Genomic DNA, 26,486 nt, shown 5'->3' with positions numbered 1-26,486 from the left:
CAAGGCCGACGATGCTTAAGGCGCTAGGGGGTGCCGCTTAGCGCCTTAAGTATCATCGGTCGTTTTACTGTATAACCAGATAAATAGGGCTAGAGTAAAACCACAGGCTCGAGTAGTTATCGGCGTTAGCTTTACCGCTGGGGCGAATAAAATCGACATGAGGTACGCCCTCGGCATCCATTTTACTGCCGCTTATGGCTAAGTTAGTCCCCCTAATTCGGAAGTACATATCACGTTCAACGGCTGTTAAGTTAAACGACATCGAATAATAACCTTGGTCATCAATGACCCAGTCATCAGCAAAAAAGCGCTGATATACGCGGGTACTTGGGTTAGTGCTTTGTTCATATTCTACGGTATTGGGCTGTGCTTTGGGCATCATATCACCAGCTATCAAATCAATATGATCGACAATGGGCGGAGCAAGGTTATTTGTTTGGGTATACCAATTGCCTGATGAAGGTTTAAAGCGAATGTTTATTGTGATGTTATCACCCGCTTTGGCTTTGAGGGTGTCACCCATCATTTTGCGATCAAGGCTAGATTCAGCATCAAAGGTTAAGTCATCAATTAAATCGCCATACATAGCAACAACTTTACCCGAGCAAATCGCGCTAAAAAGATTTTTTTGATTGAAGCTTTGCCCTTCGTTAAGCCATACTAAATTTTTATTGTATTGACCTGGAGCATAGGCATCGTGAAAGTCAGAATTGGATGTAACATACACGTTATAGCCTTCGGCTAGTAGCGTGTCCCATTCGCCGCCTACTTGATTGACACTGTAATCGACGCCGCCGTAAACAAAAGCTCGACGGTTGCCATTAAAGCGATCATATTCATATTCAGCACGCAAATCTGTTGCTTGATTACCGGGCAAGCCTTCAAACGCACACAGCATGCCCGGTGCTGCATTGAGCATATCGCGATAATCTGAAATCGTGTAAGTATCACCTTTGCGGTTGGGGTGGTTGAGCTGAATTAAACCTTGGCCTTGGGGGATTACTTGCTGCAACCATTTTAATGCCTCTAAGCCATCATCATCGGCGTTAAAGCGTTCACGTTCAGACAGCCACTTTTGCACCTCTTCTGGCGAGAATACACTCTCGTCATAATCCTGAGCGTAAAACTCAAACTGGCGCAGTAAAGCAAGGCTATCATCTGAGTTTGGAGTGTCTGTGTACATCCAAATATTGGTATGTTCGTAGGTTGAATTATCCCATTCCGTACCGCTAATAATGACTTTACCTTGGTCAAGGTATTTGGCTAAGTACGGCCTTTGATATTGTTCAATCGCCACTGACACTGGCTTTTTGGCGACTGGATTATCTTGGTCATCACGCCCAGTTATACGCAAATGATCAGATAAAAACACAAAGTCTAATTGGTGCTCATCAAAGGCGCGCGCAAGTACGCGATCCACAGGGTTATGCGCATCTTCAGATATGGCTGTATGGGTATGTAAATCCCCTGAAAAAAACCGGCCTTTCGGTAGCTCGGGTTTAACCACCGGTGCCGGGGGCGTTGGGTTGGTGGGCTCAGTCGCTACAGGAGGTTTGGCCACGACAGGTGGCTGAGTGTCCGTTGGGGGCTTAGGGTTCACCTGGAGATCAGTGCTGGCGTTAGGCTTTGCTTTATTACTCGAGCCACCACCGCTTAAATTACACCCCAGTAAAGCAAAAGAACACGTCAAAGCTATAGCGGGTAGTTGATATTTTTTCATGTTGCGCACACCTCAAGTAAAATAATCATATAAATGAAGCGGCGGATCTTAGAGGGTAAGTGTGACTAACGAGTGATGCTTCTATGACAAGGTTGTGTTGTTTATGTAACGGCCTACGTGTGAGATGAAAAATAACGTCACGACACGAGAGGGCCACATTAGGCGCTAATGAGCTATTGGCTGGTCACTATTTAAGCGCTGTCTACGCTTAAAGGCTCAGAAAAGAGCCCATCAGCATTCTGTCAGGTGAGGTTTGTCAGCTTGGTTGGATAATGACAGGTAGTTTTTAGCTTTTGCACTAGCTCGGTTAATGCTTTAGCGCGATGACTAATTTTACTTTTTTCTACTTTGCTCAATTGTGCTGAGGCGACATTGTGGCTGGGCACCCAAAAAATAGGGTCGTACCCAAAGCCGCCATCACCTTGGGGTTGAGTGAGAATAGTGCCTTCCCAGCTACCTTGGCAAATAATAGGGGTTGGGTCGAGTGCGTGTTGCATAAAAACTAATACGCATTGGTAGCGTGCAGTGCGCTCGTGGGCGGGTATTTCTTTGAGTGCTTCGAGTAGCGCGGCATTGTTGTTTTGGTCGGTGGCGTTTACACCGCTGTAACGAGCCGAGTAAATGCCCGGTGCGCCTTTAAGTGCGTCCACTTCAATACCCGAGTCATCACTAATAGAGGGTAGGCCACTATGTTTGCAGGCATTGCGGGCTTTAATAATGGCGTTTTCAACAAAAGTAAGGCCATCTTCAATGGCTTCGGGTACTTGGTAGTCGCTTTGTGGTTTTACATTAAAGCCCAGGCCTGCCAGTAAGTCATTAAATTCACGTAATTTACCGGCATTGCCGCTGGCCAAAACAATGGTTTGTGTTGTGTTCATGGGAGTCCTGTGAAGTTGTTTTGACGTTGCATGTTATCGCGAATTATTTACTTGTTCATGTAGCTTTATGGCTCGACGTAAAGCTTACGAGTAAATTTGAGGGTAAAGGGTTTTGACTGCGGCGGGGTAACGGTAATGTGGAAGTTAAATACTTCTTCGTTGGTGATACGCAGTGGAGCAATACTGTAAATAGCCGCTTGCTCGGTAATGGTTTTAAAAGTGAGCGGTTTTTTTTGTTGCATGAGGTTTTGTGCATAAGCGTCAAGCTTGGCATCAACGGCTTTGCCTGTTTTATCGTGTACGCTAATGTTAATCAGTGTTTGATTTTTACCCCGGGTAATCCCGTAGTGCGCGGCAATATCGGGCTGAATAAAGGTGCTGTTAAAGGCGGTGTAATGTACAGTGTAATCGCCAAATACCTGCGTGCTCTCTTGATCGAGGTCGGCGGCATACAGCCTATTAACGCACAGTAATACAATAGCCACCATGGCATATTTTAGGGTGCTGATGAATGTGTGTGCATAAAACATAGGTGGGCTCCGTGAATTATTTTCTTTTTAATATTACGCCACATTCACGGTGATGGGTGAATGGGAATTGATCAAATAAGGCAAATTGTTCAATACTATGCGTATTACGTAAAATCAATAAGTCGCGGTGTAAAGTGTCGGGGTTGCACGATATATACACAATGTGCTCAAAGCGGTTGATGAGATTGAGTGTGCCTTCGTCAAGGCCTGCGCGCGGAGGGTCAACCAACACGGTACTAAAATGATAGCTGTCTAACGCTAAGTGCTTGAGGCGTCTAAATTCTCGCGCGCCTTCTAAGGCTTGAGTAAATTCTTCGCTGGATAGGCGGGCAAATTCGATATTGCCCACGGTATTACGTGCCATATTGCGCTTGGCCGAATCAACACTGCTTTTTGAAATTTCGGTGGCGAGTACACGGTCAAAGTTTTTAGCCAAAGGCAGTGTAAAGTTGCCGTTACCGCAATATAGCTCGAGCAGGTCGCCACCGTTGTGTTGCGTGTAGGCTTGCGCCCACGTGAGCATATCGGCGCAAATTTTAGCGTTAGGCTGCGTGAAGCTGGCTTCAACATGCTCGTAGGCGTAAACCTGCTCGTTAATCGTGAGTTCTTCGAGTACCCAGTTGCGGCTTAATACGCGCTTTTGTTTGCGAGCACGGCCAATAATATGACAGCCTAATTGTGCAGCGATGGTCTCGGCTAGGGCTTGCCATTCATCGGTTAAAGGCTTGTGGTAAATGAGGGTAATAAGGCATTCGCCTGTTGTTGTTGATAAAAATTCACACTGAAATAATTTGCGCTTTAGCAGCTCGTTAGCGTTTATTTGGGCGAGTAATGCAGGCATTAATTCGTTGATTGTGGCTGACGCAGCGGGAAACTGCTCAAGTGTGTAGGTTTTTTTGGGTGTGCCAGGCTGAAACATTGCGTAATCACAGCGATCGCCTTGATGCCATATTTTGAACTCAGCCCGCATGCGATAGTGCTCAGCCGGCGACTCAAAAACAGCCAGCTCGGGTATGCCCAAATCAGAAAACTGCGTAATTGTTGTGTTTTTTTTGTGCTCAAGCTGGGCGCAGTAGCTTGCACTGGTGTAGTCAAAAGCCACGGGTTGAGTGGTTGTCTGGGCGAGGGCTGGTGCGTGTTGTGTTGTGTTGTTGGCTGTCATATAGTTACATCTACGGGAATTCGCACGACTGCTTCGGTGTATCGTGTACGTGTTGCGGGATTATGAGTGTGCATGACTCTAGCGAGTTTTCAATCGATATTAAACGGGTTGAAGTCTTCGCGAATAATCGGCCAGCCGCCCAATGCCTGAAATTTATTGACAATTAAGCAAAAAAGCTCTGCCGTTTTTTGTGCATCGTACGCGGCGCTATGCGCTTCGCGATTTGAAAAATCTATCCCAGCAATGTGGCAGGTTTTTGCCAGCACCGTATGACCAAAGGCCAAGCCAGAGAGCGTCGCTGTATCAAAGCAAGAAAACGGGTGAAACGGGTTGCGCTTGATATCGCAACGTGCCGCTGCGGCATTGACAAAACCTAAGTCGAAATGTGCATTATGGCCGACCATAATGGCGCGCTTGCAGTCATATTGCTTGACCTTTTTGCGAATCACCGAAAAAACATCGGTTAATGCTTGGCGCTCTTCTACAGCGTTGCGCAATGCGCAGTCGGGTTTGATGCCGGTAAAGTCAAGGGCCGATTGCTCAAGGTTGGCCCCCTCAAAGGGTGTCACATTAAATTCAATCGTGGCATCGGGGCGCAATATGCCATCATCATCCATATCAAGAGTGACTGCAGCAACCTCAAGCAGCGCGTCGGTGGCGCAATTAAAGCCACCGGTTTCTACATCAATAATGACGGGCATATAACCGCGAAAGCGGGAGGCAAAAACAGTGGTTTCGTTCGCTTCGGTATCGTCGCTCACGGGGTTTCCTTAATATTATGTGGGAGTGCTTATAGTATCTTAAATGGTAACTATTCAGCCAAGCTGAAAAAGTTCACCTGATAGGGTACTGATGGATTATTTTCTGAGCGTTTAAGCGCTGGGAGTGCTTATATGGTGCCCATAGATGGCTTGAGCGGCCCAGACAATGATTCATTAGTGCCCAATTTCTTCGGTGCCTCTGAATAGTTACCTTAGATGTCATAATCATGTTGCTTAAGCTTGTACGGCCCAGTTGAGCGTTTGGCCCGCTAATAATGGCGTGAGGCTGCTTTTACCCAAACTGAGTGTCTCAGGGTTTTGCCATGGCTGCTTAATCAGTGTGATGGTGCTGCTATTACGCGCTAAACCATAGTAATCAGGCCCAAAGTGACTGGCAAAGCCTTCGAGTTTATCGAGGGCGTTGGCTTCTTCAAAAGCTTGTGCGTATAGCGATAAGGCGGCGTTTGCTGTGTAGGCTCCGGCACAGCCGCAAGCGGCTTCTTTTTTGTCTGTGGTGTGCGGCGCTGAGTCTGTGCCTAAAAAGAATTTAGGGCTGCCACTGGTGGCGGCGCTAATTAGTGCGTTTTGGTGCTCGCCGCGTTTAAGAATAGGTAGGCAATAAAAGTGCGGACGAATACCGCCGGCAAGCATATGGTTGCGGTTAAACAACAAATGATGCGCAGTAATGGTTGCGGCCAAGTGGCTATCGGCGGCGTTAACAAAATCAACCGCGTTGGCGGTTGTTATATGCTCGAGCACAATTTTTAAGCCACTCACGCTTTGAATGAGCGGTGTGAGTGTGCGCTCCAAAAATAAGGCTTCACGATCAAAAATATCGATGTGATTATCGGTCACTTCGCCATGAATCAATAGCTTAACGTCATGCTTGGCCATGGCTTCTAGTACAGGGTAAAGCCGGGTAATATTGGTGACACCGGAGTCTGAGTTAGTGGTGGCGCCAGCAGGATACAGCTTACAGGCCACTACGCCCGCGGCCTTGGCGACTGCAATATCATTTACCGTGGTGTTATCGGTTAAATACAACACCATGAGGGGTTCAAAATGAGCGCCTTCAGGAATATGCGCCTGAATGCGTTGCTTGTAGTTTAAAGCTTGCTCGGCATTCATTACCGGTGGCACGAGGTTGGGCATGATAATGGCGCGCTTAAATTGGCTGGCGGCATCGCCAACAGTACGGGCTAGGGCATCGCCATCGCGAAGGTGAATGTGCCAGTCATCGGGTGCGGTAATGGTTAAGCTTTGCATAAAAAATGGACTTATTGGTGAGGGCTAAATAAAAAAGCGTGTTACACGGAAAAAAACAGACGCATGCTACCTTAATTTTGGCCTAAAGCACAGCAACGCTTGTAATGTCTGGCCCGAATAAATGACTGCGCGGTGTGCATATAAATGCCAGTGTTCCGTCAAGTAACGTCTTTTTTGATGTGTATGCACGCTTAAGACATCTTATGTGCTTGAATTGCCATGCGTTTTCATAACACGCTAAGCTACAATGCCGCGGCGAAATTCACGCTATAGCGACAATTTCTCACCCAAAAATATATGCCTTAAAAACTGTTTTTGACTGACGGTTGAGGGCCTTTTTCTCGGCTTTTTGATTCAACTCTTGTTATTCGGCCCCGTTACATACGGCTCGTGGTAGCCTACGCTCGCTCAGCCCGCGTAATACGGCATATATCATTCACTTCTTGTTAGGTACTAGTTTGGGGCAGGATACAATTAACAGGTGTTATCTTTATGAAAATCATAACTTTGGTGTATGAATTCAGTGCGGGTTACATTCTACCCATAGGGCTGACAAGACAGCAATGTAATGGCCTATTCGACTAATGGTTCTGCCTTTGTGTGCGCCATGTTGTTTTTTTGAATGTCCATCATAGAAATAAACAATAGAATAAAAACACGTTTTTTTCATACTTAAAAATCGGTATTTTGAAAGCTTGGCTGCCACCGCCTTTAACGGCTGTTATTCGGCATTCATAGAGCGCTTGCTCAGTTTTGGGCTAGGCACTGTACAATAAAAATAATTAAATAAGGTATATTTAATGAGTCATGACAAACAATTTTCCTATCTCTCAAAAAGGCTATTCGCCTGGGTTTTACTGTTACTTTTGCCTGTTAGCCATGCGGCACTGTCTTATGAAACACTGGATTTTTTAAAGTCAATTGAAGGCCGGCACACCATTGGCGCCATGCATAATCGCCAGCCCAACGCCGACCCCAATTATTACAGCCGGTGGTTTAATCGAGTGACCGGACAGTGGCCAGGCATGTACAGCAGTGACTTTCAATTTGAGCCCCAAGAGATTGCTCAGCGCCAGCGCATGACTGATCAGGTGATCACTGAGTGGAATAATGGTGCCATGGTTCACCTTATGTGGCACGCATGCAACCCCGCTAAAAGCACTCCTTGCCAGTGGAATAAAGAGGGTGTACTTAGCGCTATGACCGATGCGCAATGGAATCAATTGATTACCGATGGTACGCCAATTAATAAAAAGTGGAAGTCGATGATGGATGATATTGCGGTCCATCTTTTGCAAATGAAAAATGCTGGCGTAGAGGTTTTATTTAGGCCTCTGCATGAAATGAATCAAGATATTTTTTGGTGGGGCGGGCGTCCAGGCCCTAAGGGCACAGCAAGGTTGTACCAAATCACCCATGATTACCTAACCCACAAAAAAGGCCTGAGCAATATTATTTGGCTGTGGAATTTACAAGATTTTGCCACTCTAGAAGCTGATTTGCAAAGCTACGACCCAGGCGCTCAATACTGGGACATGTTAACAATGGATATGTACTGGAGCGACGGAACAGGTTATACGCAAAAAAAGTATAACGCGATTGTGAAAAAAGCCGCAGGTAAACCTATTGCGATTAGCGAGTGTGAAGATTTACCGTCACCTAATGTGTTGGCCAGCCAGCCTTTGTGGACCTTTATGATGCCGTGGTCAGAGCTGACGTTTGAAACCAACTCAAATGAAAAAATTCAACAAACCTATTTTTCTGAGCGCGTGTTGATTCTAAATGAGATGCCAGGCTGGCGTGGTTACCAGTTCCCTTAAGTGACGATGTTACTGGCCGAGACAGGCGGCCCGTAGGCTGTGTTTATGAGTCTGCCCGTGGCAGGAGCTACCTAAGGCGGTTATACAGCGCTGTGCGCTTGTAGAAAAACCCGCTTCAATAGCTTGAATGTTGCAGTATGATTGTATTTTTGGCTTTATGCTATTTGTTTTAAAATCATACTGCTTATTGCGGAGTCACACGACTGATTGCACAGCCATACTACCTGTTTTAGAGTCATACTATGAATCAATCACGCGAAATCAGTTCTTCGCAACAAGGGCTACATGAGCATCTTGAGTCTATTGTGCTTAAGCATATGGCGCACCCCTTTCAAAAGCCTGTACAGTTGCATAATCAGCAAGCGTTTGAGGCTTTTTTGCAAGTCAAGCAGCGACTCAATCTCGAGGGCATGCTGTTAGATTCTTGTTGTGGCACCGGCCTAAGTAGTTACCGACTGGCCTGCGCTAACCCCAATAAGCTGGTGGTAGGGCTCGATCAATCGCAAAGTCGCTTAACCCGCGACACTGAGCATTTACACAATTTACCCGCCAATTGCCTGTTGCTTAGGGCCAACTGTGAAGACTTTTGGCGGCTGTGTGTTGAGCATGGCATTACCTTTGATAAGCACTCTATTTTGTACCCCAACCCTTACCCAAAAGCGAAGCATTTTCAGCGGCGTTGGCATGGGCATGCGGCCTTTCCATTACTTAATGCATTGGCGCCTGTGATTGAGGTGCGCAGTAATTGGCTGATTTACATTGAAGAGTTTGCGGCTGCTTGGCAATTGCTGACAGGCCAAAAAGGCACAATAGCCGAAATACACCCCCGCAAAGCCCTGACTTTATTCGAAAAAAAATATGCCGCCAGTGGTCAGGCTTTATGGGGCTTTGGTAACGGTGCTTTTTACACCATAGACTAAGCCCTAGTGCCGCTTTTACGGCGTCTGTGTTGTTGTGTATTTTGTGGCTATGCGTTTTTAGTGGTCTTGCTCTTTGGGGTTGTTGCCATGGGGGCGGTTATGAGTGTTGGCATTGATATTATCGCTTGCATCGCTGATAAGTTGCGTAACTAGCATTTGGCATTGACTGATATCGGCGTCGGTTAATCTTTTGTGTGCCTTTTGCAGTATTTGGGTGAGCTTGAGCTGCTGGGTTTTATTGAGTCCGTTAAGCCAATGCTCGGTGTTATCGTTAACATGCAAGGCATTGCGGTTGGCGTGTGAATGAGTGGCGAGTGCATGCTGATAGTTGAGTGCGCGGCCCAGTAGCACAAAGGCAAATTGCAAGTGTGTAACCGGACCGATTTGCAATTGCTTGCCGCCGATAGGCAGGTTCTTAATGCGAACTTTCTCGGGGTTTTCGGTAAGCCATGTGGTGGCGGCTGCACTACTAATACCGCCTAACAAGGAGCCTGCCATGAGTGAGGCGCCGCCGACTCCCAAATCCAGTAGCGCCCCCGCAGCAGCACCGGCTGAGGCCGATAGTGCAATCAGTTTGGTGCGGCTTAAGCCAAATAAATACCAGTAGCTTTGGTCGAGCAGATCGGGGTAGTTGGTATCAATGGGGGTGTTATATGCATCAAGATTGTTGTGGGCATACAGGCTATGTAGGTCTTGTTGAAGCTGTTGCTCTTGGTTGGTGAGGTAGGCGCTATAGTGTTGGCTTAGGCTATTTTGCGTAACACTTTTGAGTGATTTGTCAATCAAGGGGATGCTGTGTTGGTACGCTAAAATAGTGGCTAAGTAGCGGGCAATTAAGGCGCCAGCTTGTTGCTTTTGTTGTTGGTTTTGGTTTTTGATGGCTTTGCTGGCGGCTTGCAATGCGGGTTGCCACAGTGGGTTGAGTAGCGCAAACGCCTGCAGTATACGCAGCTGCTCCTGCATGGCGGTTTGCATGGGGTTAAAGACTTGTACCACGCTAAAAAATTGCCCCAGCGCGTTGCGCCAATCATCGATATAGTGATCGCCATTAATCGGGTTGATTAGCGCCATACGAGGCTGGCCGGTCCACTGTAGTATTGTCATTTCGGCTTCGTACTCTGGACTATAGGGCACCGAGCCATCCACCACGTAAATAATATTGGCGCCCGCTAATATCGGCTTTAAAAGCTCTATTTCATCTTTAAAGCGGCCCGACTGAGTGGCCACGGGTGTAAAGGTGGTAATAAAGTGCTCAATAGCTGCTAAGCGCTCGGCGGCATTGGGGGTTTGCTGTTGTAGCCACTCGAGCATTTGTCTAGGCCTTTGGAAGCCGGGAGTATCGGTTAGGCTATAAAGTGCATCACCTTGTATGCGCAACTCAAACGCCTGCGATTGTGTCGTGGTACCAGACAATTCAGAAATAGCCACCTGGCCTTGTTGGGTCAGGGCGGCCACAATACTGGATTTCCCCTTATTGGGGTGGCCGACAATGGCAAAGCGGGGTAAGACATTCATAGCTGAGGCTCGGGTGGCGTTGGGCCGCTTGCGATGTGACTGGCGACCTGAAGGGTAAGGTGGTGTTCGCGAGCAAAGTATTGCCAGCTTTTGAGTTGAGAAGCCTGAGCTGCACCGCAGAGTAAGAGCAGTTGTGGTGGTGTTTTAATTAACGCGATTAGGTCGCTCAGCTCGGCGGTGGGTGTTTGTTCGGCGTGTACGACGATAATAATCGGTGTGCTCATGCCAGAGTCTTTCAAGGAAGCCGTATTAAAATCTTGTTGGCTAAGCCATTGCTCATCATGCTGCCAGCTTTGTGTGCCTAGCGTTTTGCTACTAAGGCCTGTGAGCTTCAGCGTGCGCTGCCAGACTAATAAGTGCGCATTTTGTGGCAGCGTAAACACGGCGTTAGGCTCAGTGTCGTGAGTTTGTGCATGAGTGGGCGAATGAGTGGGGGCATAGGATGTGCCGGATAAAACAGGCGTTGATGTGTGCGGGTTGGCTTCTAGGGCGCCAGCACTTTTAGCGTTATGGCTAGTGACTTGATGGCAGGCACGTAAAAAGCGCTGAATGTGAAGGTTATGGTCGAGTTCTAGGCGAAAGGCGCGTTGCGCACGATGCTTAAGCCAAGCACATAAAGCCAAGCGGGGCGCTAACCCATAAAAAAATAGGGCAAATAATAGATGTGGCCACCAGTGCTCGCTGCTGGCGCTTGGGCTGGCCTCTTGACTGTAAAAAAACTGAGTTTGCTCTAATAGCGCTAAAGAGGGCGAGAGGATCAGACCTTGCCACGGCAGACTGATTATATTAAAAAAGCCATGAATGGCCGCGGGGTCGCTAATCAGTGTTGATGACCAGCCAAAGGCAACATCGTTAAATAATAAAATAAGGCTAAAAGTGAGCATGGCGGCAATGTGAAAGCTAGCTGCGCCAAGCTGTAGACGCCACATGAGCCAAGGAGCCAGGGTCGGTGTATGAGGCAGTGGCGAGCTTAGACCAAAGTGCTTAATCATTGAATGGTTAAAATATTTTACCCACCAAGACTGCGCGCGATTGTGCGGGCCTGCCAGCACGTGTTTAACGGTCCATAGCATAGTGATTAATGGTAGCGCACAAAAAACACCCAGCATAAGCCAAATATTGACAGGTTTGGTACCACTGTAGGTGAGGGCGCCTGCCATACTCACTATGCCCAGCACAAAGCCCAATACTTGAGGCATGTGCAGCCACAAACCATGAGGGGTTTGAGTGTGCCGATCGAGCCATTGTGAGAAGGGCGCATTGCCGTGGAGCTGCGCCTGCGCCTGCCAACGGCTGCCGTGCAGCGAAGCAATAAAGGCTAGCCAAAGGGTATAACCTAGGCCTATCGGGTATTGTTTAAAGGTTGCCGCGGGGGTGTTATCCATGATATTTCCTTGGTTTATCGGGCTATTTTAACGCGATTTTGCCCGCTGGCTATGGATGAATGCTGGACTTATGCGGCAGGGTTATTAAGCTAGCGCGCATTATCAATACTTTTCATTTTATCGTTGTGAGTTCACATGCAAAAAGACACCCTTTTATCGCGCTTAGCGCAAGCAAAAACTGAATTATTCACCTTGCAAGACTGGCTGCGCTTTAGCGCTAAGTTACTCGCTGAGGCCGATCTGTTTTATGGTCATGGCACCGACAATGCGTGGGATGAAGCGGTGCAGCTGGTGCTGTGGCAAGCGGGTATTCCCTGGGGTAAGCATGAGCAAGTGATCGCGGCCAAGCTCATCGAAAGTGAGCGCAGTGCTTTATGCGAGGCACTAACCAAGCGTATTACCGAGCGCATGCCGTTACCGTATATTACCGGGCAAGCATATTTTGCCGAGCTGCCTTTTGAGGTGAGCCAAGATACCTTGATTCCTCGTTCGCCTTTTGCTGAGTTGATTGAAAATGGATTTCAGCCGTGGTTAACGCAAGCGCCGTTGAGTGTGCTTGATTTGTGTACCGGCAGTGGCTGTATTGGTATTGCCGCTGCGCTGTTATTTGAAGAGGCAGAAGTGGACTTAAGCGATATATCGGCACCGGCACTGGTGATTGCGCAGCGCAATATTGATCGTTATCAATTGGGCGAGCGCGTAAGCGCGATAGAGTCCGATTTGTTTGCCGGCTTGCAAGGCAAGCGTTATGACTTAATTATGAGTAACCCGCCTTATGTGGATGAGGGCGATCTAAGCACTATGCCAGCTGAGTTTCAGCACGAGCCTGCGCTGGCATTGGGTTCGGGCAGCGATGGCTTAGACTTTACCCGTCGTTTGTTACATGAGGCGCGCAATTATTTGACCGATGAGGGTGTGCTTATTGTCGAGGTGGGAAATAGCTGGAATGCACTCGAAAATGCCTTTGCTGAAGTGCCGTTTACTTGGATTGAATTTGAGCACGGCGGCCATGGTGTCTTTATGTTGACAGCCGCCGATTTAGATATGATGGGCGAGTGACTTTATGACTATAGCGCCCGACACGATAGGTTACTTGGCGGCATGTTTGACGACCTGCTCCTTTGCGCCGCAGGCTGTGCTCACCCTGAGAACGCGCGATACTAAAACGTTGTCGCTTGTCATGTATAGCATGTTTGTTGTGGGAGTTTTTTTCTGGTTGCTTTACGGCATCATTATTAAAGATTGGGTTATTATCGTGGCCAATATTTGCACTGAGCTATTCGCGTTACCTATTTTAGGTATGAAAGTGTTTAACCTACACTGGGGTAATGAATCGGGTAACGCAAAAACTTAACATCGCTATCGATTCCATATCGGCTCAATCGGTTATTGAAAACGCTTACTCTTAGGATCTTGTTTATGAGCACTGAAGCCCACCCTATTGTCGCTGTGCCCTACGTCTTAGAAATTGTTGCTTTTTTGGTGACAGTTGTTGTGTTGGTACCCATGATGAAGCGCATTAAGGTCAGCCCTGTATTAGGGTATTTGGCGGTAGGCGCGATTATTGGCCCTTATGCGTTGGGGTGGGTCAGTGATGTGGCGGGGGTGCAGCATGTTGCCGAGCTTGGAGTGATTTTTTTACTCTTTACCATTGGCTTAGAGTTGTCGTTTGAGCGTTTGCGCGCTTACAGTAAGCTTATTTTTGGGTTTGGTTCGCTACAAGTGGGGTTGACTGCGATTGTTATTGCAGTGGCGGCCTGGACTTGGGGCAATAGCGTGCAAGTGGCCATTATTATTGGCTTGTGTTTGGCGCTGTCGAGTACGGCGATGGTGATGCAATTATTAGCCGAGCGAGGCGAAAACGCTACCGTGCATGGCCGCACCTCCTTTGCCGCGTTACTGTTCCAAGATTTGGCGGTTGTGCCGATCCTGATTTTATTGGGCGTTTTTGGAGGTGATTCAGGCGATAGTTTGTGGGTGAATGTTGGTTTGGCGTTGGGCAAAGCTGTGTTAGTGGTTGCGGTGATTGTGATTATTGGCCGGTATGTACTGCGCTACTTATTCCGCGTGGCGTCAGCAACCCGGAGTGTGGATGTGTTTACGGCTATGATTTTGCTTGCAGTATTGGCTACCTCGGTGGCAACGGGTATGGCTGGCTTATCGATGGCACTAGGGGCTTTTTTGGCGGGTTTATTACTGGCCGAAACCGAGTTCAGACACCAAATAGAAAGTGAAATTGAGCCCTTCAAAGGTTTGTTACTAGGCCTATTTTTTATGGGTGTTGGTATGAATATCGACTTTGTGATGGCCTTTGATAAAGGCATTTGGGTGCTGTTGTCGGTGTTGGGTTTGCTGGGCATTAAAGCGGTTATTGCCAGCTGTATTGCGCGATTATTTTTGCCTACTTGGGGGGCGAGCATGCGCACCGGTTTAATTTTAGCTGAAGCTGGCGAGTTTGCGTTTGTGGTGATTGGCCAAGCCACATTAACTTACAGCCTGATGCCTGCTGATGTGGGTCAATTTATGGTGGTGGTTGCCGGTATATCAATGGCGTTAACCCCCGTACTTGCTTGGCTAGGGCAAAAAGTTGAAGAGGGATTACAAACACAAGAGCCGGCTCTTGAAGTCGCACAAGAAGATGCCGGTAGGATACACGGTCACGTGGTGATTTTGGGCTTTGGCCGCGTCGGACAGTCGGTGGCTTCGGTATTGGCGAGTCAGGGCATACCCTATATTGCCTTTGATGCCAATACCCAGCTGGTTAAAGCCATGCGACTTAAGGGCGAGCCGGTCTTTTTTGGTGACGGCAGTAAAGTCGATGTGCTAGAGCGTGCCGGGATCGCTGTCGCATCAGCACTGTTAATCACAACCGGTGACGTTACGACATCTGAAACAATGGTTAAGCGGGTGCATGCGCAGTGGCCAGCGTTATCTATTTTGGTGCGAGCTCGCGATGCAGTGCATTCTCATAACTTAATAGCCTCAGGAGCCACAAGTGTGGTGCCCGAAGCACTAGAGGCCAGCTTACAGTTGAGTGGGCATGTCTTGTGTGCATTGGGCTTGCCGCGCGAAGAGGCGAATGCGTGCATGGAGGTTATTCGGCGCAATAATTATGATGCACTGCCTAAATCTAAAATGAGCCTGTAGGTCATACCGGTCAAACCTGTAGTAATACCCGTCAAAACGGTCGGCTAAAGTCCTTTTGGCAGGGGACGTGTGCTTTTTTGTGCGCTAATGGGTTGGCACCTTTGGTGAGAGGCTTCCTTGACGGGCTTGTTTGTGGTATTTATCTTTAGTCGGCAAAGTGCTTCGATAAGTGCTCAGATAAGACGGCCGCTAATAAGTATCGATTCATCATAATAAAAAGAGCAAAATATGTCCTATCCCCTTTCTTATCGACACATGAAATCTGCGTTATATTCAAAAAAATCACGCGGGTTTACATTGATTGAATTACTTGTCACCGTTGTACTGGTAGGACTTTTGCTACTGGTGGCGCTACCTTTTACTAGCGAATGGGTGACTCGTACAGACATTGAGCAAACACAAAGTCGATTGCGCCAAGCAATGAGCATTGCGAAATCGCGAGCGATGCAAAACCCTAAAGGCATTGCGCAATCGTTACCCGTGGCAGTGGTCTGCGCCGGTAGCGACAGTCAAGGTAAACCTGAGCTCACAGTCAGGCAGATTCCGAAAGGTTTGGCACCTAATGTTGACCCTTGTACGCTGACTAATGATGACGATAAATTATGGGCAACCCATTACAGTCCAAAAGCCCAACTGCGACATATCGCTGGCGCGCAGGTGCTGAGCTACTTGTTTTTCGATAGTCGCGGCACAGTGATAGCTAGTCATTGTCCACAACCTAATCGTTGTGCGACGACCAATCAGTTACAAGTTGTCGATATAAAAGATCCAACCAATGCCGATAAAGCAATGATAATTGCGGCTTTTTAATTTGACGTTAAAGTGACTACTCAGAGGTACTCAAGTTTCGTGGCCCAGAAATAATCCATCACACCTTATCATGTAAAATTTTACAGCTTGGCTCAATCGTTACATCTTACGTTACCTCTTAAATAAGGCACTTAAATCATTTTATAGGCATTGTTAGGTATTGCCTTAATGTAATAACCTAGATTTAGAATATTTCTGTGTGTCTTATTGGTTTCTTTTTTGTGCCTTATTCGGTTTTTTTTTGAATCTCTAATGTGTTTATTTTTTCTGGCGCGCCGTTAAGCCTTTATTCAGGCGCTTGGCTCCTATAATGCAGCCGTGAAGATGGTCGTTTCGACTTTAAATGCGTGGCGACTCAGTAAGTGACGGCTCAACACCGTGTTCATCTTTTTGTTGAATTTTAAAAATGATAATTTAAAGATCCGATAGGACGATTAGGAGTCAACCATGAAAAAAATGAGTATGTTAAAAGCTGCCGTATCAGCAGTGACTTTAGGTGCAATGAGCCATGTTGCTGTTGCAAGCGATTTTGAAATTGGTATTGGCGCGCCTTACTACGGTTTTGATAAAGAGCTTAACTTAGAAGATAAAGTCGGCGTTAACCTCAATGCTGGCTACCGTTTTAATAAGCCTTTTGGTTTAGAGCTTTCTTATTCTCAAGTGGCGACGGATATTAACGGCATCGATACAGACGTTGCTGATTTGCGTTTGGATGGTTTGTGGTACTTGGCCAACGAAGGCAAAATTTTACCTTATGCCGCCTTTGGTGTAGGTATGCTCGAAACTGAAGTCGATGGCTTTGATGCTGAAGACGAAGAGACCGTTAACTTTGGTTTAGGTGTAAAAACACATTTAAGTCAGCGCATTCGTGCGCGTATCGACGGCCGCTGGTTACACGGTCTAGATTCGCATTCCAACCACAGTGTGATTACCCTAGGTTTAGGCTATGTCTTTGGTGCTTCTACACCGGCGCCTAAAATTGTTGCTGCTGAGTTTACCGATAATGATAAAGATGGTGTAGAAGACTCAGCCGATATGTGTGCCAATACCCCAGCGGGTGTTAATGTTGACGCAAAAGGTTGTGCATTGGATACTGACCGTGACGGCGTTGCTGATCATTTAGATAACTGTGCGGATACCGACAAAAAACTTAAAGTAGATGCTGTCGGTTGCCCTGTTGTATTAAGCGAAGATGTTTCTATTGATTTGAGTGTTAAATTCTCGAGTGGTAGCGATGTTGTTGATGCGGCGTACTTTAATGAAATTCGTGGTGTAGCGCGCTTTATGGAGCAGTACGAAAATAGCGAGGTTGTCATTGAAGGTCATACTGATACCAGCGGTTCTGCAGCCTTCAACAAAAAACTCTCGCAAAAACGTGCAGATGCAGTTGCGGCGCTTATTGTTGAGCAGTACGGTATTGAGTCTCATCGAGTGAAGGCGATGGGTTATGGTGAAGAGCAACCGCTTGTTGCTGAAAACTCAAAAGCCGATCAAGCCACTAACCGTCGTGTTGTTGCAAAAGTCAGCGCTAAAAAAGAAGTGCTTGAAGTTAAATAATTCAGCACTATATAAGCTCTGAATAAGTAGAATCCACCAAAGGCGCTTTTTAAGCGCCTTTTTTGTCTCTGTGGATTATCTACGCCTGTTGTTTCAGATGGATAGTGTTATCTTACAGGCGAGCTTGCTTGGCTGGTGATTAGGGTGCCTATCTGTATGGTCCTGCGCGCGCATGAGTTGTGCAATAAGCTCTTCGTGATTGCAGCGCCCATTGCAAGAACAATGGGCGGGTAAATGATGAAATCGGTAAATTATGAAACTTTGGCCCTTTTGTGAGCGCTTCTATAGTCGTAAGCCCGTAGAAGCTTTATGCTTGCAGTTGCAAGATAACCATAATATTTGTGTGGGCTTAGTGATTTGGCTATGTTGGCATGCGGCATATGGTCGTTTTTTGAATGAGGCGACCTTTGCTATCGCTAAGCGTGAGTTCCTAGGGGCTGATCACGGCATGATTGAGCAACTGCGTAGCGTGCGAAAGATATTAAAATCATCTGCGCTGGCTGACGGTGCTGCCATCAAAAGTCACATATTAGCCGCTGAAATATTGCTAGAAAAGGCAATTTTGGAGCGATTAGAGTCATATATTCAGTTGCAGGAACTAACTCCTGATTCCGCTGCCTTTGGGTTGTTGGATTATTTGCGTCAGCATCAGGTGCCAGAGGCTGACCGAAGTGCACAGTTTTTGTATGCTAACGCTTTGGCATGTATCACACAATGATTGATATTTATTGCGCGTAAGGGTTGGCAGTGCGGCCACTTAATGCGTTAATATGCCGCGCAATTACCAATTATGCATTGTGCTAACGATGCACAGCATAGCCACGATTCAAAGATGCCTAAAGTGGGTCTTATGAATCTTGACTGGATGCTCAAGTCATTCGTTAGCCTTCTATTGGGTGACATTGTTGGCTCAATAGTGATTTTTTATATTAGATGTTGTTTTAATTGAGTTCACTTATTTTTAATTTGGTTTAACAGCCAGTTAGTAATGTTAATAAAATACAGGATAGATTTATGAAGACGTTGTTTTCTTGCAAGAACACCCTCCTTGCGGCGGCGGTATCGGCTGCATTAATTACCACCGGTTGTAATAAGCCTGCTGCGCAAGCTGCTGCCCCCTCAGAAGTTGAACTCACGACTATTGAGCAAAAAGTAACATACATTGTGGGCTACCGCATGGCTAAGCAAGCTCAGCAAGGTGAGTTTGCGTTGGATAAAACCGTCATGGGCATGGCAATTCAAGATGTGGCTAGCGAGAAAGAACCTCGCATTGCTCAAGAAGAGCAACAAAAAATCATGATGGAGTTCCAGACTCAGCAAGAAGAAAAGCGTGCTGCTGAAGCGAAGAAGCTTGGTGCAGAAAACTTAGCGAAAGGTAAAGCCTTCTTGGACGCAAATGCCAAGAAAGATGGCGTTAAAGTCACAGAGTCTGGCTTGCAATACAAAGTGATTAGCGCAGCCGAAGAAGGCGCAGCTTCACCTAAAGCGGAAGATACTGTAAAAGTACATTACCATGGTACCTTAATAGACGGCACTGTTTTTGATAGCTCTAAAGATCGCGGCGAGCCTGTTAGCTTCCCTGTTTCAGGTGTTATTCAGGGCTGGGTTGAAGGCTTACAGTTGATGAAGGTAGGTGAAAAATTTGAGCTTTATATTCCAGCTGAGCTTGCCTATGGCGAAAATGGTACAGGTCCTATTGGTCCTAATTCAGCATTGGTGTTTGAAGTTGAATTGTTAGAAATCAACCCAGAAGCACCTGCGGGTCATGGCGGTGCTCATGGCGCAGCGCACGGTGGTGATGATCCACACGCCCACTAAGAGACTCAGTCAATAAAAAAGCCCGATTTATCGGGCTTTTTTATGCGTGTCTATTTTGTAGCCCATGACTTAGCAGCGCTCATCCAGTAGTATGAGGGTTTTCACTTTAAGTCATCCTGTTTTATGCCACAGTCTTATATCAAGCGCATATTAGATGCGCGTATTTATGATCTTGCCGTAGAAACCCCGCTCGATTACGCACCCTTGTTGTGTGAAAAAACACGTAATAAAGTGTATTTGAAGCGTGAAGATCTACAACCTGTTTTCTCGTTTAAGCTTCGTGGTGCATATAACAAGCTACTTAAGCTACCCAAATCGCTGCGCGAGCGCGGTGTTATTGCGGCATCGGCGGGTAATCATGCTCAAGGTTTGGCTTACTCGGCCCGTCATATGGGCGTACCTGCGACCATTGTGATGCCGCAAACAACGCCCGCTATTAAGGTGAGTGCTGTTAAGCGCCATGGTGCGAATGTTGTATTGCATGGTGATACTTATGATGAGGCCTCTAATTTAGCCAAGCAGTTAGTTAAGGAAAAAGCACTGACGTATATTGCTCCGTATGATGACCCAGATGTGATCGCAGGCCAAGGAACAGTTGCTATGGAACTGTTGCGCCAGCATACCTCCGATATTCATGCTGTTTTTATCCCCGTAGGTGGGGGTGGATTGTGCGCCGGTATGGCCGCTTATATTAAATATGTTCGCCCTGAAATCAAAGTGTATGCGGTAGAGCCCGAAGATGCCGCTTGCCTTAAGTTGGCCATCAAGCAAAAAAAACGCGCTATTTTACCGCAAGTGGGGATTTTTGCCGATGGCGTTGCCGTGGCGCAAATAGGGGAAGAAAATTATCGAGTTTTAAAAGATACCATTGATGGCGTGATTACAGTAACCACCGATGAAATTTGTGCGGCCATTAAAGATATTTTTGAAGATACTCGATCAATTGCTGAGCCTGCTGGGGCGTGCGCACTTGCAGGCCTCAAAAAATACGCACAAGAGAGCGGTTGTGAAAACGAAACCCTGATTGCTGTACACAGTGGCGCCAATACTAACTTTGATCGGTTACGTTATATCTCTGAGCGAACCGAAATTGGTGAACGCCGAGAGGCGGTCCTACTTGTAACCATCCCTGAAAAGCCCGGAGCCTACCTCAAATTTTGTGAATTGCTGGGTAAGCGCAATATTACAGAGTTTAACTATCGCTATGCAGGTGGCGCTAAGGCAACGATTTTTGTGGGCTTGCAAATCACACCTGCGAGTGACGATAAAGAGGCGTTACTGGCACTGTTGACGCGCCAAGGTTATGGCGTTATCGATATGACCGATAATGAAATGGCTAAATTGCATATTCGCCATCTTGTTGGCGGGCATGCGCCAGCGACTTTAAAAGATGAAGTTGTCTATCGTTTTGAATTTCCTGAGCGACCAGGCGCACTGTTAAAGTTTTTAACTTTATTAGCCAATCGCTGGAATATATCGCTTTTCCACTATCGCAACCATGGCGCAGCTTATGGTCGGGTATTGATTGGTTTGCAAGTTGCCCCATTGCAGCGTCCCGATGTAGAAAAAGCCCTAAAAGCGCTAAATTATGCTTTTTGGGAAGAGACGAATAACCCCGCGTACCAACAATTCCTGGCGTCACTTAATCAATAAGTATGGCATGCGGGGTTATATTGATGCCTGAGGGTTAGGTCGCTGATAAACATCAGGTGATGTGGGCAAAAATCAGCATGCCCTGCGGTTTACTTATCCGCCATTGAGGTTGGTATTGTGCAATCCGCATTCTTTTTTGGTGGCATCTTCCCACCACCAGCGACCCTCGCGCTCATGCTGGTTGGGCCCTACAGGGCGAGTGCACGGCTGGCAACCGATTGAAATAAAGCCTTGGTCATGCAGTGTATTATAAGGTACTTCTAGTGCGCGAATGTGTGTCCATACATCATCCGAAGACCAGTTGGCGAGTGGGTTGTATTTGGTTAGCGTGCGTTTGGGTCCTGCAAAATTCTCATCGGTTTGAATCACTGGGATTCCTAGGCGTGTTCCTGGGCTTTGATCTTTGCGCTGGCCTGTTATCCAAGCATCCATATTCGCGAGTTTTCGCTTGAGTGGTTCTATTTTTCGAATACCGCAACACTCCTGATGGTTGTCCTGATAAAAGCTAAAAAAGCCTTTTTCGGTGGTGAGTGCTTGTACCGCAGCAGCTTGTGGTGCAAGTACGTCGATATTGATTTTATAGTGATCGCGTACGCGATCAATAAATTGGTAGGTTTCGGGGTGCAGGCGACCAGTATCTAGGGTAAAAACCTGCACATCTGGGCGCAGTTTACTGGCTATATCAATCAATGCGACGTCTTCGGCGCCACTAAAAGAGATAGCGATATTTTCGTGTTGTGAAAAAGCATATTCAATAATTTGACGCGGGCTTTTGCTTTGGAGTTGCGTGTCGAGCTCACTAAAATCTGGGCTTTTATCTGTAGCAATCATAAAGGTCTCTCGCTGGTTGCGTTAAAAGGTAGAGCATACCAAATTACCAGAGCTCACCCAAATGTTGCTTTAGGCGTCATTTTGTCGGATCTATTTCATTGCTCATCAAAAGTTCAAGCATTCTCTCGCGCAAAGTAGGTTTTGGGCTATTCTTGTTTTATGGCGCAACAGGCGGGTTCATTGAAAGGCGGTTTTCGCCGAATCAGTGCCCATGTATTGTTGAATCAAGTCATTACATTTTTTGATTGAGTCTTTAAAGGTGGATATAACTCATGGCAATAAATTCTTCTGTTTCTGGTGACGGTAAAACATTAATGATTGAAGTTGACGGTCGCTTTGATGCAAGTTCTTTAGATGAGTTTCGCAGTTGCTACGAAAGCGGGCAAAGTGCGCTGGCAGGTTATGAGGTGAATTTACGTAAAGCCGAATATTTAGATAGCTCAGCATTAGGCATGTTACTGGTTTTACGTGATTATGCTGGCGGAGATAAAGCAGAAATCACAATTTCAAATTGTTCGCCAGAGGTGAAAAAGATATTTGCCATTTCAAGTTTTGAAAAATTATTCAGTATTCAATAGGCAGTGCCTTCTAAGTGATGCGTCATGACTGAGCATCTGCTCAAAGTTGAGCTTTGCTAACTATCTAGATGTTCAATATGTCTTAAGGGTGATGCATCAATCACTTGATGCATCACCGCCTTATAATAAAAATATCTAAGGGCTGATGCATGAATTCTGTGAAAACTACAGAGGCTATTATTAGTAAATCTAAAATAAAAATATTGGTGGCAGAAGACTCTGCTGTTGACCGTATGATTTTAGAGTGCATGCTAAAAAAAGATGGTTACAACGTAATATTAGCAGAAGACGGCGTTGAGGCAGTCGAAAAATTTGAGCAAGAAAATCCTGACCTTGTTTTTTTGGATGTACTGATGCCGAACCTCAATGGCATGGAAGCGGCTAAAAAAATACGGGCGTTATCGGGAGATTTATTTACTCCAATTGTCTTTTTGACTTCGCTGGCCGATACCGAATCGTTAGTAACCTGTCTTGAATCTGGTGGCGATGATTTTTTACCGAAGCCTTATAACGCCATTATTATTGAAGCTAAAATAAAAGCTTTTTATCGTATGCGTGAGATGAACCAAACCATGGTGCGTCAGCGAGATCAAATTGAATTAAATAATAAGCATCTCATGCAAGAGCAAGAAGTTGCTAAGCAGGTATTTGATAAAATCACTCATGCAGGTACCTTAGATTTGCCCATTATTAAATATTACATGTCGGCACTGGCGGTATTTAATGGGGATGTTTTGTTGGCTGACCTTAGTCCTACAGGTAGCTTATTAATGCTTTTGGGGGATTTTACAGGTCATGGTCTGCCAGCGGCTATTGGTTCTATGCCATTGGCTTCTATATTTCATGGAATGGCGAGAAAGGGCTTTAGTATTGGTGATATTATTCGTGAGATCAACGGTAAGCTTTATCATACCTTGCCTGTTGGTTTGTTTTGTTGTGCTACAGCCGTCGATCTCAGTTTCCATAAAAAGCGGGCCTTAATATGGTCGGGTGGATTACCTGAAGGTGGAATTTATCGGGCAGCGTCCCAGCGTTTTGATATGCTTAAATCAGGTAATTTACCGCTAGGTGTATTATCGAATCGGGAGTTTAACCATACGCCTACACGGTACGAAATGCATGAGGGTGATGAATTATTTTTGTGGTCAGATGGCATTATTGAAGCCCGAAAGCCCGAAGGTGAAATGTTTGGTGAGGAGCGACTGAATGCATTATTGAATGCTCAGAGCCCTGTGGCCGATGTGTTTGGTAACATATTAAAGCAGGTCCAAGAGCATATCGGCGATAGTGATGGTGATGACGATGTTTCTATGGTGTCTTTGGCGATGCCCGATGACAGTATTGCTCAAAAAATATTATTGAATGCTCCCAAGTCAAGAGGTAGTTTGGCAGATTGGGCAATGACATTGCGGCTAAATACCTCGTCATTAAAAACCTTTGACCCTTTACCTTTATTGCTAAATGTGATTTCTGAAGTTCCACACCTGCGTCAAAGTAGTTCTGTGTTATATACGGTATTGTCTGAGCTATTTAATAATGCGGTGGAACACGGCGTATTGAATTTATCATCACAGCTTAAATCATCGCCAGAGGGGTTTGTGGAATATTATCGCTTACGTAAAGAGGGGCTAGCTGAACTAGTTGAGGGTTGGGTGACTATTGACTTTGAGCACCAGCTAGAGGCGTGTGCAGATGGTGGCGTGTTAACTATTCGCTTTACCGATAGTGGTAGTGGCTTTGTTAAAGAAAATGACATTGAGCGTACTGCCGATGGTAATTTACACCCTAATTATTATGGTCGTGGATTACAGCTCATAGAATCTATTTGTGAAAAATTAACCATCAATGTGCCAGGTAACAAAGTGGAAGCTATTTTTAGGTGGAGTACCGATGATTAATGTGACACCGATACGCTCTAGTATCGATAAAACGTCAGCAATAATTTGTCTGATTTTATACGCCGAAAGAGATCATATTAAAGCCTATACATTTAATAGCGATGAGGGTTAATTGATGAGCGAAGCAGTAAATTTAGATGTTTTAGATGAGCTTAAAGAGCTATTAGACGATGGTTTTCCATTGTTGGTTGAACGATTTGTGGCGGATGGCCAAGAGCGCGTAGATAAAATATTATTAGCCCTTGAAGAACAAAATCCACAATTGCTGTATACCGAAGCGCATGGCTTAAAAGGCAGTAGTCGCAATATAGGGGCTGGCCCTTTAGCTGATCTTTGTGGGCAGTTAGAGGCAATGGGACATGCGAATGACTTAACCGCTGCAGAGACAATTGTTGCCGCTTTAAAGACAGAGTTTTCCGCTGCTTGCCAAGTCATTATTGATCACTAAGTAATGATTTAATCATCGTTGAAAAATAAAAAAATCACAGAGATTCGGTATTAGTAATATCCCACACTAATTAGTTCATTGACTTGTACTTGATAACTTAAAGCCTATATAGGCTGGCCTGATACTCATCGATGATGTAATTGAGCATAGATATTCATGATGAAATTATCGCCGTGATTTAACGTGATCCCCCTTTGCCTGGTTGGCTTAAAACCTGCTACATAAAACACTTGATCTAGACAGCTTGGCTGTTGTTATTTAAATTACAGGTGAATTATGCGGTCAGAATCCCCTTCAAGTCTCGATATCCCCTCTAGCAAATCTACAATTAAGCAGGCTCACAAAGCACGCCAAATAGTTGACCGCTCAACTCAAGAAGCCCCTAGAGAAAAACCTTTTAAGGCATCTTTTGACGAGTCGTCAGTAAAAGCCAAAGGGCAGGCTATTAGCCATAAGGTATCTGATGCCGAAAAAAGTCCTCAGAGTCATGAGCTAGAGCATAAGCAAATATTAATCGCTGATGACGAGAGTGCGTTATTATCGGAAGCGGCATTAAGCGTGGTTGCGAGTCATATTGATCAGGCAATCGATGTCTCTGCTAATGAGCAGGGCTTAATATTGGTCAGTCAAGAAATCGCACTAACACCAAACGTTGGCATGAGTGGCGCAATGCTTGAAGGCAGCGCTTTTGGTGATGACGCTTTGAAACTATTACCATCAGATACCAATAGTGATAACTTTGGTGGTGGTGCGTTGTTGGGCCGATTCGAATTTAACGCTAAGCATGAAAAAGCGTTAACAGCCAGTACGCTTCAAATGAGTACTGACGAGATTAATAAGACAGGGATGATGACTGGAGGGCTGCCAGTTGTTGAGGTGAAATATTCGAGTACTTCAGTATTAGCGCAAAGCAATGACACGCTCGATGCCCGCGGTGCCAGCGCAAAACTTAGCCAAGCAATGGCGGCTATTACCGCTACGGGTCGCGAGAGTGCGAACGTTACAGTTAAAGGACCTGAGGTCGATCTCGGATCAGCCATGCCAAGCGATAAATCGATTGCCCAGCTGGCGATGAATTCGGCTGGAAAACTCGCAGCCTCTCACGGGCAAGGTGAGGCGGTATTGACCCATCAAAAAATTAATTTTCAGCTCAATAACATGCTCGGGCGCAGTGTATCCGAGAGCACAATAATAGATACGTCAGCGCAAGAGACACTTACAGAAGCGGATGCTCATCTTGATATAAAATCTGTAAGTACGCTAGCGATCGAGCGTACGGAGCCAAAAACATTGGCCTCCGGTGCTGAGAAAGTCACGCTAACGGCGCAGATGCGTGTGGGGATGCCTGGCTGGGCAGATCAAATTGCTGAGCGCACGGCGAGCTTAGTGTCGCAAAATATTAAGCAGGCTGAAATTCAATTAAATCCACAAGAAATGGGCCCGATCAATATCAAAATATCTGTCAATCAAGATCAGGTTGCTGTGATCTTTTCGGCACAAAATGCAGGTGTACGTGAGGCTTTAGATCAAGGTGTACAGCGCTTGCGCGATACACTGGAATCCGAGGGTATGGCGTTGATTCAAGCGGACGTGGATGATCAACAGGCAGCGCCTGATCAAGACTCTCAAAATCATGATGAGCACACGCCAATAGTGGCCGATGAGATATCTGATGATATAGATACTCAAACGATCGAGATAGCACTACCATCGTCAGGTATTGATCAATTTGCTTAGCCTGAATGATTACGCCTTTGTCATGACATTTTTATTTGTGCTTATATTTTAT

23 protein-coding genes are annotated in these 26,486 nt (G+C 46.1%); 14 read left to right on the top strand and 9 right to left on the bottom strand.

Annotated features, from left to right (window positions below):
• Window positions 1–64: 64 nt before the first annotated feature.
• From AC438_RS10820 to pyrC, 6 genes are all read right to left on the bottom strand, one after another.
• A complete protein-coding gene (locus tag AC438_RS10820; RefSeq protein ID WP_053981271.1) occupies window positions 65–1,720 on the bottom strand; it encodes a hypothetical protein in 1,656 nt (551 codons plus the stop codon).
• Between the two features lie 242 nt (window positions 1,721–1,962).
• Window positions 1,963–2,598 carry an RdgB/HAM1 family non-canonical purine NTP pyrophosphatase gene (rdgB, locus tag AC438_RS10815; protein WP_053981270.1) on the bottom strand — a complete coding sequence of 212 codons (636 nt, stop codon included), beginning with the start codon at window positions 2,596–2,598 and terminating at the stop codon, window positions 1,963–1,965.
• Between the two features lie 65 nt (window positions 2,599–2,663).
• A complete protein-coding gene (locus AC438_RS10810; protein WP_053981269.1) occupies window positions 2,664–3,128 on the bottom strand; it encodes a DUF4426 domain-containing protein in 465 nt (154 codons plus the stop codon).
• A 16-nt stretch (window positions 3,129–3,144) separates the two neighbouring features.
• Complete coding sequence (gene trmA / locus AC438_RS10805; protein ID WP_082354108.1) at window positions 3,145–4,290, bottom strand: tRNA (uridine(54)-C5)-methyltransferase TrmA; 1,146 nt, start codon at window positions 4,288–4,290, stop codon at window positions 3,145–3,147.
• Between the two features lie 89 nt (window positions 4,291–4,379).
• The gene (gene rnt / locus AC438_RS10800) at window positions 4,380–4,991 is read right to left on the bottom strand and encodes a ribonuclease T (protein ID WP_053981282.1); all 612 of its coding nucleotides are present in this window, start codon (window positions 4,989–4,991) and stop codon (window positions 4,380–4,382) included.
• Between the two features lie 294 nt (window positions 4,992–5,285).
• Window positions 5,286–6,317 (bottom strand): dihydroorotase, encoded by a 1,032-nt coding sequence (gene pyrC, locus AC438_RS10795; RefSeq protein WP_053981268.1) that lies wholly within the window; start codon window positions 6,315–6,317, stop codon window positions 5,286–5,288.
• 800 nt (window positions 6,318–7,117) lie between these two features.
• Here pyrC and AC438_RS10790 point away from each other — a divergent pair.
• Window positions 7,118–8,137 (top strand): glycoside hydrolase family 26 protein, encoded by a 1,020-nt coding sequence (locus tag AC438_RS10790; protein ID WP_053981267.1) that lies wholly within the window; start codon window positions 7,118–7,120, stop codon window positions 8,135–8,137.
• A gap of 242 nt (window positions 8,138–8,379) precedes the next feature.
• On the top strand, window positions 8,380–9,057 hold the full coding sequence (locus AC438_RS10785; protein WP_053981266.1) for a class I SAM-dependent methyltransferase: 678 nt from the start codon (window positions 8,380–8,382) through the stop codon (window positions 9,055–9,057).
• Between the two features lie 57 nt (window positions 9,058–9,114).
• Here the strand turns inward: AC438_RS10785 and AC438_RS10780 are convergent, their stop codons facing one another.
• Together AC438_RS10780 and AC438_RS10775 are read right to left on the bottom strand one after the other, a co-directional pair.
• The gene (locus AC438_RS10780) at window positions 9,115–10,572 is read right to left on the bottom strand and encodes a DUF3482 domain-containing protein (RefSeq protein WP_053981265.1); all 1,458 of its coding nucleotides are present in this window, start codon (window positions 10,570–10,572) and stop codon (window positions 9,115–9,117) included.
• Window positions 10,569–11,957: a DUF2868 domain-containing protein gene (locus AC438_RS10775; RefSeq protein WP_053981264.1), complete on the bottom strand. Its 1,389-nt coding sequence runs from the start codon at window positions 11,955–11,957 to the stop codon at window positions 10,569–10,571. The genes AC438_RS10780 and AC438_RS10775 overlap by 4 nt, the downstream gene beginning before the upstream one ends.
• A gap of 135 nt (window positions 11,958–12,092) precedes the next feature.
• On the opposite strand from AC438_RS10775, the gene prmB reads away from it, so the two are divergent.
• From prmB to ilvA, 8 genes are all read left to right on the top strand, one after another.
• Entirely contained in the window at window positions 12,093–13,016 is a 924-nt protein-coding gene (gene prmB / locus AC438_RS10770; protein ID WP_053981263.1) for a 50S ribosomal protein L3 N(5)-glutamine methyltransferase, read from the top strand.
• Window positions 13,017–13,020: 4 nt separating this feature from the next.
• A complete protein-coding gene (locus AC438_RS10765; RefSeq protein WP_053981262.1) occupies window positions 13,021–13,311 on the top strand; it encodes a SemiSWEET transporter in 291 nt (96 codons plus the stop codon).
• Window positions 13,312–13,376: 65 nt separating this feature from the next.
• Window positions 13,377–15,104, top strand: coding sequence for a monovalent cation:proton antiporter-2 (CPA2) family protein (locus AC438_RS10760; protein ID WP_053981261.1), 1,728 nt, complete (start codon window positions 13,377–13,379; stop codon window positions 15,102–15,104).
• 228 nt (window positions 15,105–15,332) lie between these two features.
• Window positions 15,333–15,914 carry a prepilin-type N-terminal cleavage/methylation domain-containing protein gene (locus AC438_RS10755; protein ID WP_082354107.1) on the top strand — a complete coding sequence of 194 codons (582 nt, stop codon included), beginning with the start codon at window positions 15,333–15,335 and terminating at the stop codon, window positions 15,912–15,914.
• A gap of 447 nt (window positions 15,915–16,361) precedes the next feature.
• Entirely contained in the window at window positions 16,362–17,471 is a 1,110-nt protein-coding gene (locus AC438_RS10750; RefSeq protein WP_053981259.1) for an OmpA family protein, read from the top strand.
• Between the two features lie 253 nt (window positions 17,472–17,724).
• Entirely contained in the window at window positions 17,725–18,189 is a 465-nt protein-coding gene (locus AC438_RS10745) for a TIGR02444 family protein (RefSeq protein ID WP_053981258.1), read from the top strand.
• A gap of 296 nt (window positions 18,190–18,485) precedes the next feature.
• Complete coding sequence (locus AC438_RS10740) at window positions 18,486–19,289, top strand: BamJ family beta-barrel-assembly machinery protein (protein WP_053981257.1); 804 nt, start codon at window positions 18,486–18,488, stop codon at window positions 19,287–19,289.
• A gap of 123 nt (window positions 19,290–19,412) precedes the next feature.
• Window positions 19,413–20,942, top strand: coding sequence for a threonine ammonia-lyase, biosynthetic (gene ilvA / locus AC438_RS10735; protein ID WP_053981256.1), 1,530 nt, complete (start codon window positions 19,413–19,415; stop codon window positions 20,940–20,942).
• A 93-nt stretch (window positions 20,943–21,035) separates the two neighbouring features.
• Here ilvA and AC438_RS10730 read toward each other — a convergent pair whose 3' ends face one another.
• A complete protein-coding gene (locus tag AC438_RS10730) occupies window positions 21,036–21,773 on the bottom strand; it encodes a phosphoadenylyl-sulfate reductase (protein ID WP_053981255.1) in 738 nt (245 codons plus the stop codon).
• A 272-nt stretch (window positions 21,774–22,045) separates the two neighbouring features.
• Here AC438_RS10730 and AC438_RS10725 point away from each other — a divergent pair, with 272 nt between their 5' ends.
• The 4 genes from AC438_RS10725 (at window position 22,046) to AC438_RS10710 (ending at window position 26,434) form a co-directional block, all read left to right on the top strand.
• Entirely contained in the window at window positions 22,046–22,351 is a 306-nt protein-coding gene (locus AC438_RS10725; protein WP_053981254.1) for an STAS domain-containing protein, read from the top strand.
• Window positions 22,352–22,500: 149 nt separating this feature from the next.
• Window positions 22,501–24,249, top strand: a complete 1,749-nt coding sequence (locus AC438_RS10720) for an ATP-binding SpoIIE family protein phosphatase (RefSeq protein WP_053981253.1) — start codon at window positions 22,501–22,503, stop codon at window positions 24,247–24,249.
• 115 nt (window positions 24,250–24,364) lie between these two features.
• Window positions 24,365–24,697: an Hpt domain-containing protein gene (locus AC438_RS10715; RefSeq protein ID WP_053981252.1), complete on the top strand. Its 333-nt coding sequence runs from the start codon at window positions 24,365–24,367 to the stop codon at window positions 24,695–24,697.
• 276 nt (window positions 24,698–24,973) lie between these two features.
• The gene (locus tag AC438_RS10710) at window positions 24,974–26,434 is read left to right on the top strand and encodes a flagellar hook-length control protein FliK (protein WP_053981251.1); all 1,461 of its coding nucleotides are present in this window, start codon (window positions 24,974–24,976) and stop codon (window positions 26,432–26,434) included.
• Window positions 26,435–26,486: the final 52 nt, after the last annotated feature.

Origin of the sequence: Marinagarivorans algicola (assembly GCF_001292705.1) — a bacterium.
GTDB lineage: Bacteria > Pseudomonadota > Gammaproteobacteria > Pseudomonadales > Cellvibrionaceae > Marinagarivorans > Marinagarivorans algicola.
This window is presented reverse-complemented; position numbering and strand designations above follow the sequence as displayed.

Coding starts and splice junctions, on each gene's coding strand:
- AC438_RS10765 (WP_053981262.1), top strand. CDS start 13,021: ATGACTATAGCGCCCGACACGATAGGTTACTTGGCGGCATGTTTGACG.
- AC438_RS10755 (WP_082354107.1), top strand. CDS start 15,333: ATGTCCTATCCCCTTTCTTATCGACACATGAAATCTGCGTTATATTCA.
- AC438_RS10750 (WP_053981259.1), top strand. CDS start 16,362: ATGAAAAAAATGAGTATGTTAAAAGCTGCCGTATCAGCAGTGACTTTA.
- AC438_RS10730 (WP_053981255.1), bottom strand. CDS start 21,773: ATGATTGCTACAGATAAAAGCCCAGATTTTAGTGAGCTCGACACGCAA.
- trmA (WP_082354108.1), bottom strand. CDS start 4,290: ATGACAGCCAACAACACAACACAACACGCACCAGCCCTCGCCCAGACA.
- rnt (WP_053981282.1), bottom strand. CDS start 4,991: ATGCCCGTCATTATTGATGTAGAAACCGGTGGCTTTAATTGCGCCACC.
- AC438_RS10710 (WP_053981251.1), top strand. CDS start 24,974: ATGCGGTCAGAATCCCCTTCAAGTCTCGATATCCCCTCTAGCAAATCT.
- AC438_RS10810 (WP_053981269.1), bottom strand. CDS start 3,128: ATGTTTTATGCACACACATTCATCAGCACCCTAAAATATGCCATGGTG.
- prmB (WP_053981263.1), top strand. CDS start 12,093: ATGCAAAAAGACACCCTTTTATCGCGCTTAGCGCAAGCAAAAACTGAA.
- AC438_RS10760 (WP_053981261.1), top strand. CDS start 13,377: ATGAGCACTGAAGCCCACCCTATTGTCGCTGTGCCCTACGTCTTAGAA.
- AC438_RS10715 (WP_053981252.1), top strand. CDS start 24,365: ATGAGCGAAGCAGTAAATTTAGATGTTTTAGATGAGCTTAAAGAGCTA.
- AC438_RS10740 (WP_053981257.1), top strand. CDS start 18,486: ATGAAGACGTTGTTTTCTTGCAAGAACACCCTCCTTGCGGCGGCGGTA.
- AC438_RS10785 (WP_053981266.1), top strand. CDS start 8,380: ATGAATCAATCACGCGAAATCAGTTCTTCGCAACAAGGGCTACATGAG.
- AC438_RS10775 (WP_053981264.1), bottom strand. CDS start 11,957: ATGGATAACACCCCCGCGGCAACCTTTAAACAATACCCGATAGGCCTA.
- rdgB (WP_053981270.1), bottom strand. CDS start 2,598: ATGAACACAACACAAACCATTGTTTTGGCCAGCGGCAATGCCGGTAAA.
- AC438_RS10780 (WP_053981265.1), bottom strand. CDS start 10,572: ATGAATGTCTTACCCCGCTTTGCCATTGTCGGCCACCCCAATAAGGGG.
- AC438_RS10820 (WP_053981271.1), bottom strand. CDS start 1,720: ATGAAAAAATATCAACTACCCGCTATAGCTTTGACGTGTTCTTTTGCT.
- ilvA (WP_053981256.1), top strand. CDS start 19,413: ATGCCACAGTCTTATATCAAGCGCATATTAGATGCGCGTATTTATGAT.
- AC438_RS10790 (WP_053981267.1), top strand. CDS start 7,118: ATGAGTCATGACAAACAATTTTCCTATCTCTCAAAAAGGCTATTCGCC.
- pyrC (WP_053981268.1), bottom strand. CDS start 6,317: ATGCAAAGCTTAACCATTACCGCACCCGATGACTGGCACATTCACCTT.
- AC438_RS10725 (WP_053981254.1), top strand. CDS start 22,046: ATGGCAATAAATTCTTCTGTTTCTGGTGACGGTAAAACATTAATGATT.
- AC438_RS10745 (WP_053981258.1), top strand. CDS start 17,725: ATGAAACTTTGGCCCTTTTGTGAGCGCTTCTATAGTCGTAAGCCCGTA.
- AC438_RS10720 (WP_053981253.1), top strand. CDS start 22,501: ATGAATTCTGTGAAAACTACAGAGGCTATTATTAGTAAATCTAAAATA.